General features: G+C 50.6%; 15 protein-coding genes and 1 pseudogene. 8 read left to right on the top strand and 8 right to left on the bottom strand.

Going from position 1 to position 13030, the window contains the following annotated elements; translation table 11 throughout:
* Positions 1-48: 48 nt before the first annotated feature.
* The 3 genes and pseudogenes from IPM52_12575 to IPM52_12565 all read right to left on the bottom strand — a co-directional run bounded on the left by IPM52_12575 (position 49) and on the right by IPM52_12565 (position 3242).
* Positions 49-512: pseudogene (locus IPM52_12575) on the bottom strand (PIN domain-containing protein).
* 120 nt (positions 513-632) lie between these two features.
* A complete protein-coding gene (ppk1, locus tag IPM52_12570) occupies positions 633-2702 on the bottom strand; it encodes a polyphosphate kinase 1 (protein MBK9292443.1) in 2070 nt (689 codons plus the stop codon).
* A gap of 48 nt (positions 2703-2750) precedes the next feature.
* On the bottom strand, positions 2751-3242 hold the full coding sequence (locus IPM52_12565) for a histidine phosphatase family protein (GenBank protein ID MBK9292442.1): 492 nt from the start codon (positions 3240-3242) through the stop codon (positions 2751-2753).
* Positions 3243-3405: 163 nt separating this feature from the next.
* Here IPM52_12565 and IPM52_12560 point away from each other — a divergent pair, with 163 nt between their 5' ends.
* From IPM52_12560 to IPM52_12540, 5 genes are all read left to right on the top strand, one after another.
* A complete protein-coding gene (locus IPM52_12560) occupies positions 3406-4254 on the top strand; it encodes an SPFH domain-containing protein (protein MBK9292441.1) in 849 nt (282 codons plus the stop codon).
* Positions 4255-4257: 3 nt separating this feature from the next.
* Entirely contained in the window at positions 4258-4449 is a 192-nt protein-coding gene (locus tag IPM52_12555; GenBank protein ID MBK9292440.1) for an Arc family DNA binding domain-containing protein, read from the top strand.
* Positions 4446-4655, top strand: coding sequence for a zinc ribbon domain-containing protein (locus tag IPM52_12550; protein MBK9292439.1), 210 nt, complete (start codon positions 4446-4448; stop codon positions 4653-4655). The genes IPM52_12555 and IPM52_12550 overlap by 4 nt, the downstream gene beginning before the upstream one ends.
* A gap of 145 nt (positions 4656-4800) precedes the next feature.
* Complete coding sequence (locus IPM52_12545; GenBank protein ID MBK9292438.1) at positions 4801-6141, top strand: MFS transporter; 1341 nt, start codon at positions 4801-4803, stop codon at positions 6139-6141.
* 15 nt (positions 6142-6156) lie between these two features.
* The gene (locus IPM52_12540; GenBank protein MBK9292437.1) at positions 6157-7140 is read left to right on the top strand and encodes an ROK family protein; all 984 of its coding nucleotides are present in this window, start codon (positions 6157-6159) and stop codon (positions 7138-7140) included.
* Between the two features lie 52 nt (positions 7141-7192).
* On the opposite strand, the gene IPM52_12535 is transcribed toward IPM52_12540, so the two are convergent.
* Positions 7193-8044, bottom strand: a complete 852-nt coding sequence (locus IPM52_12535) for an endonuclease/exonuclease/phosphatase family protein (GenBank protein MBK9292436.1) — start codon at positions 8042-8044, stop codon at positions 7193-7195.
* Between the two features lie 107 nt (positions 8045-8151).
* Between IPM52_12535 and IPM52_12530 the strand changes: the two genes are divergently transcribed.
* Complete coding sequence (locus tag IPM52_12530) at positions 8152-9267, top strand: PQQ-dependent sugar dehydrogenase (GenBank protein MBK9292435.1); 1116 nt, start codon at positions 8152-8154, stop codon at positions 9265-9267.
* Between the two features lie 4 nt (positions 9268-9271).
* Here the strand turns inward: IPM52_12530 and IPM52_12525 are convergent, their stop codons facing one another.
* Together IPM52_12525 and IPM52_12520 are read right to left on the bottom strand one after the other, a co-directional pair.
* On the bottom strand, positions 9272-9691 hold the full coding sequence (locus tag IPM52_12525; protein ID MBK9292434.1) for a hypothetical protein: 420 nt from the start codon (positions 9689-9691) through the stop codon (positions 9272-9274).
* 24 nt (positions 9692-9715) lie between these two features.
* The gene (locus tag IPM52_12520) at positions 9716-10672 is read right to left on the bottom strand and encodes a DUF2279 domain-containing protein (protein ID MBK9292433.1); all 957 of its coding nucleotides are present in this window, start codon (positions 10670-10672) and stop codon (positions 9716-9718) included.
* Between the two features lie 121 nt (positions 10673-10793).
* Here IPM52_12520 and IPM52_12515 point away from each other — a divergent pair, with 121 nt between their 5' ends.
* Positions 10794-11231: a DUF5606 domain-containing protein gene (locus IPM52_12515; protein ID MBK9292432.1), complete on the top strand. Its 438-nt coding sequence runs from the start codon at positions 10794-10796 to the stop codon at positions 11229-11231.
* A 21-nt stretch (positions 11232-11252) separates the two neighbouring features.
* Positions 11253-12293, top strand: a complete 1041-nt coding sequence (locus tag IPM52_12510; protein ID MBK9292431.1) for a quinone-dependent dihydroorotate dehydrogenase — start codon at positions 11253-11255, stop codon at positions 12291-12293.
* Here IPM52_12510 and IPM52_12505 read toward each other — a convergent pair.
* Together IPM52_12505 and IPM52_12500 are read right to left on the bottom strand one after the other, a co-directional pair.
* Positions 12290-12643, bottom strand: coding sequence for a TM2 domain-containing protein (locus IPM52_12505; protein ID MBK9292430.1), 354 nt, complete (start codon positions 12641-12643; stop codon positions 12290-12292). The two genes, IPM52_12510 and IPM52_12505, sit on opposite strands and share 4 nt — an antisense overlap.
* On the bottom strand, positions 12627-12998 hold the full coding sequence (locus IPM52_12500) for a DUF2752 domain-containing protein (GenBank protein MBK9292429.1): 372 nt from the start codon (positions 12996-12998) through the stop codon (positions 12627-12629). Before IPM52_12500 ends, IPM52_12505 begins: the two co-directional genes overlap by 17 nt.
* Between the last annotated feature and the right edge of the window lie 32 nt (positions 12999-13030).

Below are 13030 nucleotides of genomic sequence, written 5' to 3'. Positions count from 1 at the left end.
AATTTGTCTCTTTGTTGACGCATAAATTTTACTGCGTCAAATGTTTTTTCAGTCGTCTTCATATTTTTCAAATTCTCTTGGTGAACGTATTTCTAATTGCTTGTAGCCGTTCTTAATGTTGATTGAGTTGTAACCCTTTATTCTTTCAATGTTAACTATGTGTTTGAAGTTCCAACTTACTAAAAAGTCAGCATGGTTTATCGTAGCTAAGGCTATGTGCAAGCAGTCGGCATAACTAGTTTGTCCCACAACTTTTTCAGTAATGTATTCAGTCGCCAAATCAATTGCTTCCTCTGTTATTTCAAGAAACTCTGTCAAGTCAACTCTTAGACTTTCTACAAGTTCTTTTACATTTTCAGGTGCGTTTTCAAGTTCTACTTGTGTAACTATCGAGTATAGAATTATAAATTCTGCTCTTTTGATTCTGTCAAACAGAGGAATAGTATGCATTTGAACTCTTCGTCAAAGTGCCCCCCGAATACTGATGTGTCTATGTATAATCTTTGTTTCACTTTTGCTGTTGTCTTATTGTTCTCAATAATACGATTTTAATGTGTTCAGTCGGTCGATGGCTTGACTGGACGCTGTCTTTTCAGCCTTGTGCATAACATCTGAACATCAACTGCCGGGTCTCATTCCCTGTCGCTTTTCTTTCCCCGCACTTCGAGATAATTGTAGATACTGATCTGCGAGCGTACAGGAGCTTCGTTTTCAGCTGGCTTGCGATACATGTTCACTTCTTCACCATTGATAAGCCGTGCTTTTTGGTTGTCGCTGAGCTGGATGCGGAGCATATCGATGAGTTCTTCTTTAAGCCCGGGATCTTCCACCGGACAAACCACTTCGAAGCGGTGATCGAGGTTGCGCACCATCCAGTCGGCCGACGAAATGAACACCTGCGGCTGGTTGTTGTTGCCAAACACATACACCCTGCTGTGCTCCAGAAAACGGTCCACAATGCTGATAACCTCGATGTTTTCGCTCAGCCCTGGCAATCCGGGAACCAAAACGCAAATGCCGCGGCAGATTAGCTGGATTTTGACACCTTCCTGCGATGCCTGGTAAAGCTTTTCCACCAGCTTGTTGTCCACCAGGCTGTTCATTTTCAAGATGGCCCAGGCTGGTTTGCCGGCGCGGGCGTTGCGGATTTCCTGATTGAGCAGCTTGAGAAAGAATTTGCGGGTCTGGTAAGGCGAGATGATGAGCTTATTGAGCTGAGGTGGGGTGTATGGCGCTTCGAAGAGCTTGAACATCTGCCCCACATCGTAACCTATCTGGGGATTGCATGTGAGCAGGCTGTCGTCGGCATAAATCTTTGCGGTTGATTCGTTGTAATTGCCCGTGCTGATGTTCGAATACCACACATCGCCCCCCTCCTCGCGCCTGCGGATCAGCAGAAGTTTGCTGTGCACCTTGAGTCCGGGTATGGTCTTGATGACTTTGACGCCTTCTTCAAGCAGTTTTTCTGACCACTGGATGTTGGCCTTTTCGTCGAAGCGGGCCTGGATCTCAAGAAACACGGTCACCGATTTGCCATTGCGGGCAGCATTCACCAGGGCATTGATCACATTCGAGTCGCGCGCAGCCCTGTATAGTGTCATCTTGATGCTGCGTACCTTGGGATCGATAGAGGCTTCGCGCAGCAGGTCGATGATGTGCATGAAGGTCTGATAAGGGAAATGCAACATGATGTCCTTCTGCCGGATGACACTGAAAATGGACTTGTAGGGCGGAAGGTCAGGATGCCTCAGGGGGGTCATGGGGATATCCCAGAGCTTTTCGGGACCAATGCGCGGAAACGACATGAAATCGCGGAAGTTGTGATATTTCCAGCCGGGAATCAGGATGTCTTTTTTGTTGATCTTAAACTTGCGCAACACCATGTCGAGCAGCTCGGCAGGCATATTGCGGTCGTAGATGAAACGCACCGGAACGCCGCGCTTTCTCTGTTTCAGGCTCTCGGCCATGATTTCGATAAAGCTCTTCGAAACATCGTTTTCCATATCGAGCTCGGCATCCCGGGTAAACTTGGTGGAGTATGCCTGGAAAGTGTCGTATCCGAAAGGCAGGAAGATCTCGCCCAGGTTGTAACGGATCACATCGTCGAGCAACACCACATGGTATTGATCGCCTTCGGGAATGATAAAAAAACGGCTCAGGCGGGAAGTGGGCACCTTGACCAGGGCATAATCGACGGGCATTATCCCTTTGGAACTTGATAACCTCACTACAAGGTAGATTGAACTATCCCTGAGACCCTCGACGCTCTTGAGCCCGCTGATCATAATCGGGAAAAGGTTGGGCCGCACCACCTCGGCAAAATAATCCTTCACCTTGGCAACCAGCCGCTCATCAAGCTCACCATATTCGGTAATAAAGATGCCGTGATTTCGCAGTTGTTCCCTGATTTTCAGGTAAGTGCTCATGTAAGCACTTTCCTGCTCATCGATAATGCGGCGTATTTGTTTGAGCACCCTGCCAGGGTCGAAATCAAGGCCTTCGCCACCTTTCTTCTGAAGCTCCTTGAGACGTCGCAGGGTGGCCACCCTTACCCGGAAAAACTCATCCCGGTTGTTCGAATAAATGCCAATGAAACGCAGGCGCTCGAACAAGGGGTTGCCCTCGTCCATAGCTTCCTGAAGCACACGGGCGTTGAAATGCAGCCAGCTTACCTCGCGGTTGATTGTAGGTATGTCTTTCACAACAGGTGTTTTGAGCAATGGGTTGGTGTTGAGGCTTCCTGAAAAAAATCAGACCAGCTTGGGGAAAATCACAAAACGAACCGAGCGGGGCGCCGTGCGTATCTCATCCCAATGCTCGGTGTCGAATTGCAATGCCACTACGCCCGAAGTGGGCAGCCAGTCGATAGGAGGCACCAGGAAAAAATTGACGAAATTGGTCAGGGCTGGGTTATGACCCACAAGCATCACCGAGTTGAACGTATCCGAAAGGTCGTCGAACTGCGCCAGAAGCTGCTCTGCATCGGCATGATACAATGCCGGGTCAACCTTCATCAAACCTTTGTCCAAACCAAGTCCGATGGCGATGTAGTTGGCCGTTTCGCGCGCCCTGAGCGCCGAACTTGTCAGGATAAAATCAGGCTTTACCCCCTGCTCTTGTAAGTAGTTGATTATCTTTCGGGTACGCTTCTTACCCTTTTCGAGCAACGGGCGCTCATGGTCGGCCAGGCCGGCATGTTCCCACGACGACTTGGCATGCCTGACCACTATCAGTTCTTTCATCGTTCTGATATTCAATTTGATGTCAAAAATAGTTAAGTTTTTGCTAAGCATTGGTTGCGGCACCTTTAAAAAATGGTAAAGCCTGAAGCAAATCACATCTAAAACTATTGACAAAAAGATGATATTATTATATCTTTGTGACATCATTTTAATATCAAATCAAATGGAAAAAGAATTCAAACCTTATTCGGGTTATCTGTTTTTGCTTCTGGCCTTGGCGCTGGTCGTAGGCGCAATTGTCATGCTGGTGCGCACCTCCAATCCCTGGTGGGTAATCGGCATAGCGGCAGGCATTTTCATCAGCATCGGCCTTCAGGTGGTCAATCCCAACCAATCGTGTGTGCTTACGCTTTTCGGAAAGTATGCAGGCACCATCCGAACCAATGGTTTTTTCTGGTTCAACCCATTCTTCATGCGCAAACTTATTTCGCTCCGGGCAAGAAACTTCGACGGCGAAGCCATCAAGGTGAACGACAAAATCGGCAATCCGATCATGATCGGCTTGGTGTTGGTCTGGCGGGTGCACGACACGTTCAAGGCGGCCTTTGCGGTTGACGATTACGAACATTTTGTGGTGGTTCAGAGCGAAGCTGCACTGCGCAAGCTGGCCGGATTGTATCCCTACGATAATTTTGAGAACGAGGATGCCGAGATCACCCTGCGGGCAGGCGGGCAGGAAGTAAATCATCAGTTGGAGAACGAAATAGCCGAGCGTCTGCATCTTGCCGGGGTTGAGGTCATCGAGGCACGCATCAACTACATCGCCTACGCACAGGAAATTGCCCAGGCCATGCTTAAGCGCCAGCAGGCCACGGCTATCATTGCCGCCAGGTATAAAATTGTGGAGGGTGCGGTAAGCATGGTCGAAATGGCCCTCGAGCAGCTGTCGGACAAAAAGATCGTTGAACTTGACGAAGACAAAAAAGCCACCATGGTCAGCAACCTGATGGTGGTGCTTTGCAGCGATAAAGAAGCCACACCGGTGTTGAACACGGGTTCAATCTATCAGTAAACCATGGCCCGCAAAGCATTTGTGCTTCGTATTGACGAAAAACTGCTTGCCGCAGTGGAGAAATGGGCTGCCGACGAGTTCCGCAGCACCAACGGTCAGCTCGAGTGGATAGTTGCCCGCGCACTGCAACAGGCCGGAAGATTGAGAAACGACGCACCCGATGAACAACCGAACACCTCCAATCCAGAATCATGAAAACAATAAGATTCACCTGCCCGAAATGCGGACACAACCAGCATGAGCTGGGCGAAATTTACGCCGCTGGCAGCATGCTCACCAAGATTTTCAACATTCAGAACCGGAAGTTTACCAGCATAAGCTGCAAAAGATGCACCTACACGGAGCTTTACAAAACTGAAATGAAGAAAATCAGCAATGTCTTCGACTTTCTGGTGGGTTAACACCCTGTCTGCAATCATCAAAAGCCGCCCTCCAGCGGCTTTTGTGTTTTTGGAAAAAACTTCTGACTAATTTCATACATTTGCTGCAATAGTGTTTGTATCCGGAACGCCCGGGCTGATTGATCATTAAAAACCAAATACCAGCATGAAAGAAAAGAACAACAGTATGGCCATTGGTCTGACCGCCTTTGGGGCCATTTTTTTCATTTTTGGATTTGCAACCACATTTATCGTTACACTGAGTGCCCCTGTAAAGGAAATCTTCAAACTCAGCGAGTTTGCTGCCCAGCTCCTCACCTCTGCATTTTTTCTGGCATACCTGATTATGTCCATTCCCACAGGGAAGATCATCGACCGTATCGGATACAAAGGCACTGTGATTGCAGGCCTGGTGCTGATGTCGCTGGGAAGTTTTATTTACATTCCTGCCTCGAGCCTGCCCTCTTTTGGTTTGTTTCTGGCTGCCACCTTCATTCTGGCAGTCGGTGTCGTATTTCTTCAGGTAGCTGCCAATCCGTATGTGATTGCCCTCGGGCCTGAATCCACGGCTTCGGGAAGGCTCAACCTCACCCAGGCGCTCAACTCCATTGCCACCATGATTGCCCCCTGGCTCATTGCCGTGGCCATCTTCAAAGGTCTGCAGTTTCCTGAGGATGCAACTGTGGCTGCCCAGCGTGTACCCATGCCTTTTATCATCATGGGTGCCCTTGTGATGCTTGTGGCTGTGGTCATCTTTGCGCTGAAACTACCTGCAATCGTGGTCGAGAAAACCGAGAAAAAGAGTGTGTGGCAATATCCTCATGTTGTGCTCGGAGCCATCGCCATCTTTGTGTACGTCGGGGCTGAGGTAGGCAATGCCGGCCTTATTGTCAACTATCTTAAAAACAGCGCAGGTTTCACGGCCGAAGAAGCCTCAACCTATGCCGCCATCTATTGGGGTGGGGCCATGATTGGCAGGTTCTTTGGTTCGTTCATGTTTTCCGACATGCACATCAGCAAAAAACTGTCGTATGCAGTGCCTGTACTCATCCTGGCGCTCATCTCCGGATCGTTTGTCACCAACTGGAGCTGGAATATCGGACTCATTTTTGCCCTGATTGCCCTGGTCAACTTCGGCATCATGCAGATTGGCAAGGGTCAGGCTGCACGCACCCTGGCCATTTTCGCACTCATGGCAGCTTTGCTCGACATCTCCACCAGCCTCTCCACAGGTCATGTAGCGCTTTGGTCCGTAATTTCTATCGGACTGTTCAATTCCATCATGTTCCCCAACATCTTTTCGCTTGCAGTGAGCAACCTCAGCAAAGCTGAACTTAGCGGCGCCTCGGGACTGATCAACACCCTCATTTTCGGGGGTGCTATCATTCCGCCCATCATGGGAGCCATTGCCGACAGTGCAGGTTACACCTGGGCTTTTCTTGTGCCGGCCTTGTGCTACCTGTACATATTCTACTACGCAGTAAAAGGACACAAAGTGAGATCATAAAATATTATCAGAGCCATGAAAACGGTAGCCATTGGTATTGACATAGGCGGCACAAACACCGCTATAGGGGTGGTGGATCGCGACGGCAAAGTACTGGTCAAAGAGACCATTCCCACGCCCGGACACGGAAACGTAAATATGTTTATCGATGATATGGTGGGTTCGATCCGGCAGTTGCTCAATGCCGTGGAAGGCCTGAACCCCTCCATCGAAGTGCTGGGCATTGGCATAGGCGCCCCAAACGCCAACTATTACACGGGTAACATCGAACAGGCCCCTAACCTCTCATTCAAGGGGGTAGTGCCCATGGTAAAGCTGATTGAGGAACGTCTGCCCGAGATGAAAGCCATCGCCATCACCAACGATGCCAATGCTGCCGCGATTGGCGAGATGATCTACGGCGGAGCCAAAGGCATGAAAGATTTTGTAGTGTACACCCTGGGCACGGGCGTTGGTAGCGGCGTGGTCGTAAACGGCGACCTGGTCTATGGGCACGACGGATTTGCCGGCGAATGCGGCCACATGACCATCATTCCCGGCGGCAGGCTCTGCGGCTGTGGAGGTTATGGCCACCTCGAAGCCTATTGCTCAGCCCCCGGCATGAAACGCACTGCTCTCGAACTGCTGGCCAAATACAATGCCACCAACAGTCCGCTGGCCAATTTTTCCTTTAACGAACTCAGCTCGAAATTCATCTTCGAATCGGCCGAAAAAGGCGACAAGGTGGCACAGGAAGTTTTCGAGCTCACCGGGCAATGGCTGGGTCAGGGACTGGCCATCACCGCACATCATACCAGCCCTGAGGCCATTTTCCTTTTCGGCGGCCCAACTGCTGCAGGAGCCTACATTTTCAGGCCTGCCATCGACAGCATGGAAAAACACCTTCTGCCCACATTTAAAAACAAAATCAAGGTATTGCCTTCCCAACTCAAGCCGGGCGATGCAGCCATTGTTGGCGCAAGCGCCCTGGTGTACAAAGAACTTGAAAAACGACTTTAACAAAAAAAGCTGCCCCCTTCGGGCAGCTTTTTTTGTGCCCTCAGGATTGCCACTACTTCGCTATCCGTTTCATCCTGGCCACCACCGGAAGATGATCCGAAAGATAGCTCCCGCCATGGTTCACCGGTTGCACCTGGTAAGCCAATGCACAGTAATGTGCTGAATGAAAGATGAAATCGATGAGTGCATCATTGGCTGGGTCGTCATCAAATCCGGTGTAAGTGGCCTGCATAGCCTCCTGCTGACCGGCCACCTGCCTGGCATCTTCCAGACCGGCGCCCATAAATACCTGATATGCAGGGTTTTGTATATCTGAGTTTATGTCCCCCATTATGACAGCCGGACCTTTGCCGGCAAGTTGCTGCCAAAATGACATCAGCAACAAAGCGCTTTGCTCACGCGCTTTCTGACCGACATGGTCGAAATGGGTGTTCATCACCATCAAGGTGTCGCCCGAAAGCCTGTCAACCAGCCGGGCATATGTGACAATGCGTTCAAGGGCAGCATCCCAGCCAACCGATCCCGGCTGGTCGGGCGCAGGAGAAAGCCATTTGGTTCCGCTTTCAATACAATCAAACCTTTCCGCGCGGTAAAACAAGGGCGAATACTCCCCGGCGGTTTTGCCATCCGTGCGGCCCACACCCACAAAATTGTAACCATTCAGACAAGCTTTCAAATCAAGCAGCTGGTTGTGCAGCACTTCCTGAAAACCATATACATCTGCATCCACCGCTTTGAGGTGATTGCAAAAACCTTCCTTCCTGTACGCCCATGCATTGGCCCCATCGTAGGGAGTATCGAGCCGGATGTTCCAGCTCAAAGCAACGAATTCCTGTGGTTTCTGCGCCTGCAGTGAAATCGCAAGCACAAGAAAGACAAAGCTGATTATTAATACGTTACGCATTTGATGTTGAAAAACGCAATTTACCCAAAAAATGATTTTGCAAACCTTTGACTTGATAAGATGTTTATCTTCACTGCAGAAAGAATACTTTTGAAAAAAAGCGGATTATGAAACAGTTTATCATCTTGGCACTGATGTTCTGGCTGAGTGCCTGTGCCGAGCAAAAGGGCAGCAACCGGCCTGTTTCACCGGAGGCCACGCACAAAATAACCCCTGAAATCCTGGCCGAAGGGCTGGAGAATCCCTGGAGCATGGCCTTTCTGCCCGATGGCCGGATATTAATCGCTGAGCGACCCGGCAGGTTGCGTGTTTTTCAGGATGGCAGACTGCTGCCCGAACCCATCAGTGGATTGCCGCGCATCTGGGCACATGGTCAGGGCGGACTTTTGGACGTGGTACTGCATCCTTCGTACGGAGAAAACGGATGGATTTATCTCGCTTATTCCACCAACGAAGGCAATGTGGGAAATACGGCCATTGCCCGTGCCCGGCTCGATGGCAACAGGCTGACCGACCTGCAGGAGCTCTTCCGGGGCAGCCCGCTCACCTCGTTGCAGTTCCATTTTGGCTGCAGAATAGTTTTCGAAAACGACGACCTTTTCTATTTCCCGATAGGCGACCGGGGCGAGATGGACAATGCACAGCGGCTTGATAACCACAATGGCAAAGTGATGCGCCTGCATGCCGACGGCAGCATCCCGGCCGACAACCCTTTTGTTGGGGTAGAAAATGCCAAACCTGAGATCTGGACCTATGGCCACCGCAATATCCAGGGGATGCAATTGCACCCTGTCACCGGACAACTCTGGACACATGAACACGGCCCGCGTGGTGGTGACGAAGTTAACATTGAACAAAAGGGCGCCAACTATGGCTGGCCCAAAGCCACTTTCGGCATCAATTACAACGGCACCATAATCAGCAACGACACCAGCCTGCCCGGCATGGTTGACCCTACCCACTATTGGGTGCCATCCATCGCGCCATGTGGCATGACCTTCGTTACCAGCGATTTATATCCGAACTGGAAGCACAACCTGCTCGTGGGTGCTTTGGCAGGAATGCACATCCAAAGGCTTGTTTTTGAAAACAATAAGGCAATCCATCACGAGAAAATCCTGGAGGGATTCGCCCGTTTCCGCGACATCCGTCAGGGACCGGATGGGTATCTGTATGCCCTCACCGAAGGTCCGGGCCTGTTTTTGCGTTTGCGGCCGGAGTAAGGCGCTATTCTGCTTTTGACCTTACCAGCCCGATACCCAGGGCAATAAGTGAGGTTACGAGGACAGCCATACCCAGATAGAGGATGACCACAAAATCGTTGGGTTCGGTCCGCGCATTGCCGGCTGCAGCCGCAAAAAAACCGCCACTGACCAGGATGGCCGCCGTCGGGAAGCCAACCCTGACAATCCAGCGCCAACGATTCGACAAATCGGTCTGGTCAACAAAGTACTGAGCCATGAGCGAAAGAATGACCAGTACCCCGGCATGACCATGGCCTGCGCGGAACATAGCCTGTTGAAAATCGGTGAGTTCCAGCTCGGGATATCCGCCCGATAACAAACCCAGCAGAAAGTTGCCGCCAAAAATTATGGTCGGAACAGTGAGCAGTATGGTGCCGCTCATCAGACGCGATTCTTTTGTCATATTGTTTTTTTCAATTGGTTTTCATCATCTTAACCAGTGCCAGTTGACCTCGCCACGGCTGTTGAATTCCAGGGCCGGCGCTGGCAGCTTAAACACATTGAGCACCTGAAACAAGGTTTTCAATTCGGGCGAGTTTGTCGGAATGCGCGTGAAATCAATATCGGGCGAAAGATAAAACTGGCGGGTGCGCTGCACGTGACTGTAATCGTGTTGTTGTCCGTTTTTATCGGTCCAGATGTTGGAGTAACCGCCATACACATTATCGATAGAATAGCCAGCGGCCAGGTTGAGCCATCCCAGCTTTCCCATATTCATCCCGAAGGATGCCGGATTCACGCTGAGCCAGATGTTAATGGAATTATAATCCTTGATGGCCCGCTGTATGAAAGAAGTGCCATAAAGGTGTCGGGCACGGTCGTGAAGCGGCCCGGGCGGATAGTCAACAAACGAGAAGCTGAGCTTGAGTGCAATTCGCTGTTCCTGCCACAACAGTTCCTGGGCGGTCATCAAACCGGCGCCGGTAAAATTGGCCACAATATCCCAGGCCGAGGCGCCCCATTGGGCCGAAAATCCGTCGAAAACTTCAATCGTGTTCGAAGCCATGAACATCGAAATACCCGCATAAAGTGCGGCTTTACGCGGTTCAACGCCTGCCCAGCGCAATGCACCGGCATACAGCCGCGAGGTTTGATAAGGCGTAATGGCATGGCCGGCCTTGTCGAGCTGCAGCCATTCGCCCCCATCGTTGATCCAGCGAAACGAACTGCGCGGATACCCCTTGTACCACAATTCATTAAGCCCGTAAAAAACTCCGGTGTAGGCTACCGCCGTGGCTCCGACAATAAACCTGAGCCTGGGTTTATGAAGTGTGTCCGAAGGGGTGAGCCAGTGCCTTTTACCGGTTTCAGCCTGCTGTGCCCGGCCTGAGAGATTCAGACACAGACAAAAAACAATTACCGGTAGTAACAAGCCTCTGATCATACATTTATGGCTTTCAACTGGTTCGCCACCAAATGTATGACAAAAAGCCATCCGATGGCATAAACTTTTCGTTAAAGCCCCGCACTGTCCAAATGCTTATTTTTGCGCCAAAATTGGTGCTATGGATTTGAGTAAGATTGTTTCGATTGCCGGCAAACCCGGCCTCTATAAAGTGATTGGCAGTGGCAAGAACAGTATTCTGGTAGAGTCGCTTATCGATGGCAAAAGATTTCCAGCATTCACACACCAACGCATCAGCGCCCTGGAAGAAATAGCCGTGTTCACTACAAGCGACGACCGCCCGCTCAAGGAGGTTTTCAGGGCAATGCACGATCAGTTTGGCTTGCAACCCGATTTCGACTACAAAAAGCTCAGCCCTGACCAAATGGCCGAAAAATTTGCCCAGGCCGTGCCCGATTACGACACCGAAAGGGTTTATCCGAATGACATCAAGAAAGCTTTCAGCTGGTATGTCCTTCTGGCTGAAAAAGGATTGCTCGACTTCAAGGAAGATACTGCTCACGAAGAAAACAACAATACAGAACCGGCTGCCGAATAGCCCAAAACACAAGTACAGGTGATCTACACCAGAATCATCAGGCCGCTGCTTTTTGCCATCGAACCCGAGCGGGTGCACCATTTGGTAGTTGGACTGATGAAATTCTTCTTTGGTTTCAACCCCATCAGAAAAACCGTCCGAAACTGTTACCGGGTGGATCATCCTGTGCTTCGCCGCAGGGTTTTTGGCCTGGATTTCGACAATCCGGTGGGTATTGCTGCCGGTTTCGATAAAAATGCAGAGGTGTTTGGTGCGCTTTCGGCTTTCGGATTCAGCCATGTGGAAATCGGCACCGTGGTTCCCCTGCCACAGCCCGGCAATCCCAAACCACGCTTGTTTCGCCTGCGCAGGGACAAAGGCCTGATCAACCGCATGGGCTTCAATCACAAAGGCCTGGAGTATGTGAAAAAACAACTCGCCAACCGCCCCCCAGGCCTGATTGTGGGCGGAAACATCGGAAAAAACACCCTCACACCCAACGAGCAGGCCGCGCAGGATTACCTGACCTGCTTCGAAGGACTGTTCGACCTGGTGGATTATTTTGTGGTCAACGTAAGTTGCCCCAATATCACCAATATGAAAGCCCTGCAGGACCAGGAGGCCTTGCTGGGAATTCTGAACACCATTCAGCAGAACAACAATGCCCGGCCAAAACGCAAACCGGTTTTGCTGAAAGTTTCGCCCGACCTGAACGAACAACAGCTCGACGAAGTGATCAGCATTGTGAAACAAACCGGCATCGACGGCGTGGTGGCCACCAATACCACCATCACCAGGCACACCATTACACATGATAAAGAAACCGCCATGCGCGCCGGTAACGGCGGTCTCAGCGGACTGCCATTGCAAAAGCGTTCCACCGAAGTGATCAGGTACCTGGCCGAAAAATCAGGCAAAGCTTTTCCCATCATCGGGGTGGGCGGCATCATGAATGCCGCCGATGCCCTCGAGAAGCTGGAGGCAGGCGCCGACCTTGTGCAGGTGTACACAGGTTTTATCTATTCCGGCCCATCCATTGCCCGCAAGATAAACAAAGCGCTGCTAAAGAGACAGTCCGATTAATGCTCCGAGGCCAGCATGCTGTGCACTTCAACCGCAACCTGCCTGTTGAAGTTAAACGCAAGACTCTGATAATTAACCACATCAACTATGGTGCCCACAAGGCACAAACCGGCTGTCAGCAGATATAAAATGCCCATGCCTATCTGGTTCATCATAAAACGGTGAATTCCGGCAAACCCAAGAAAACCAATCAGACACAAGAGCAGGATCAGCATGGGGTCGCGACGACGGGCACGGTAGATGGTAGAAAACTTCCTCAATTTTTCGTCGGAATATTCCTGGGTCAGTTTTTGAAGAAACAACATTTCTTCGCCCTGAATATCGGGCATGTAGTCATAGATTTTCGACATAAGATTTTGGTTTTAAGGTTCTTATCGCTTTTATATTAAACCAGCTCAGCCGGATGATGCGCCAGACAATCACCAGCACGGCAAACATGCCAAGCGGATGACGGTTGAAGGATTCGGCAAGATGTCCTTTGAACAATTCAGCTATAGAGTGGCCCATACCGCAGCCCGGACAGGCTTCCAGCCCGGCATGATGCCATACGCAAAAGGTCTGCTGAGTTTCCGTCGGTGGCACAAATGCCAGCAACAGCAGAGCTGTCAGCCAGACGAACACCTCGGCCCAGGTCAAAAACAAACTCCGCAGTGTTTTATATACTGAACGTATCACCCGCTGGATTTTTTTATAAAGAAAGTACATTTCCTTATTCGACGGGTTGCAATAAGGCCGCT

The organism is Bacteroidota bacterium (genome assembly GCA_016715945.1).
Classification (GTDB): Bacteria; Bacteroidota; Bacteroidia; order Bacteroidales; family F082; genus JALNZU01.
This window is presented reverse-complemented; position numbering and strand designations above follow the sequence as displayed.

Excerpts from the sequence above, each read along its gene's own strand:
- IPM52_12560 (MBK9292441.1), top strand. The coding sequence starts at position 3,406 with ATGGAAAAAGAATTCAAACCTTATTCGGGTTATCTGTTTTTGCTTCTG.
- IPM52_12535 (MBK9292436.1), bottom strand. The coding sequence starts at position 8,044 with ATGCGTAACGTATTAATAATCAGCTTTGTCTTTCTTGTGCTTGCGATT.
- IPM52_12500 (MBK9292429.1), bottom strand. The coding sequence starts at position 12,998 with ATGTACTTTCTTTATAAAAAAATCCAGCGGGTGATACGTTCAGTATAT.
- IPM52_12515 (MBK9292432.1), top strand. The coding sequence starts at position 10,794 with ATGGATTTGAGTAAGATTGTTTCGATTGCCGGCAAACCCGGCCTCTAT.
- IPM52_12520 (MBK9292433.1), bottom strand. The coding sequence starts at position 10,672 with ATGATCAGAGGCTTGTTACTACCGGTAATTGTTTTTTGTCTGTGTCTG.
- IPM52_12505 (MBK9292430.1), bottom strand. The coding sequence starts at position 12,643 with ATGTCGAAAATCTATGACTACATGCCCGATATTCAGGGCGAAGAAATG.
- IPM52_12530 (MBK9292435.1), top strand. The coding sequence starts at position 8,152 with ATGAAACAGTTTATCATCTTGGCACTGATGTTCTGGCTGAGTGCCTGT.
- IPM52_12545 (MBK9292438.1), top strand. The coding sequence starts at position 4,801 with ATGAAAGAAAAGAACAACAGTATGGCCATTGGTCTGACCGCCTTTGGG.
- IPM52_12555 (MBK9292440.1), top strand. The coding sequence starts at position 4,258 with ATGGCCCGCAAAGCATTTGTGCTTCGTATTGACGAAAAACTGCTTGCC.
- IPM52_12565 (MBK9292442.1), bottom strand. The coding sequence starts at position 3,242 with ATGAAAGAACTGATAGTGGTCAGGCATGCCAAGTCGTCGTGGGAACAT.
- IPM52_12525 (MBK9292434.1), bottom strand. The coding sequence starts at position 9,691 with ATGACAAAAGAATCGCGTCTGATGAGCGGCACCATACTGCTCACTGTT.
- IPM52_12540 (MBK9292437.1), top strand. The coding sequence starts at position 6,157 with ATGAAAACGGTAGCCATTGGTATTGACATAGGCGGCACAAACACCGCT.
- IPM52_12550 (MBK9292439.1), top strand. The coding sequence starts at position 4,446 with ATGAAAACAATAAGATTCACCTGCCCGAAATGCGGACACAACCAGCAT.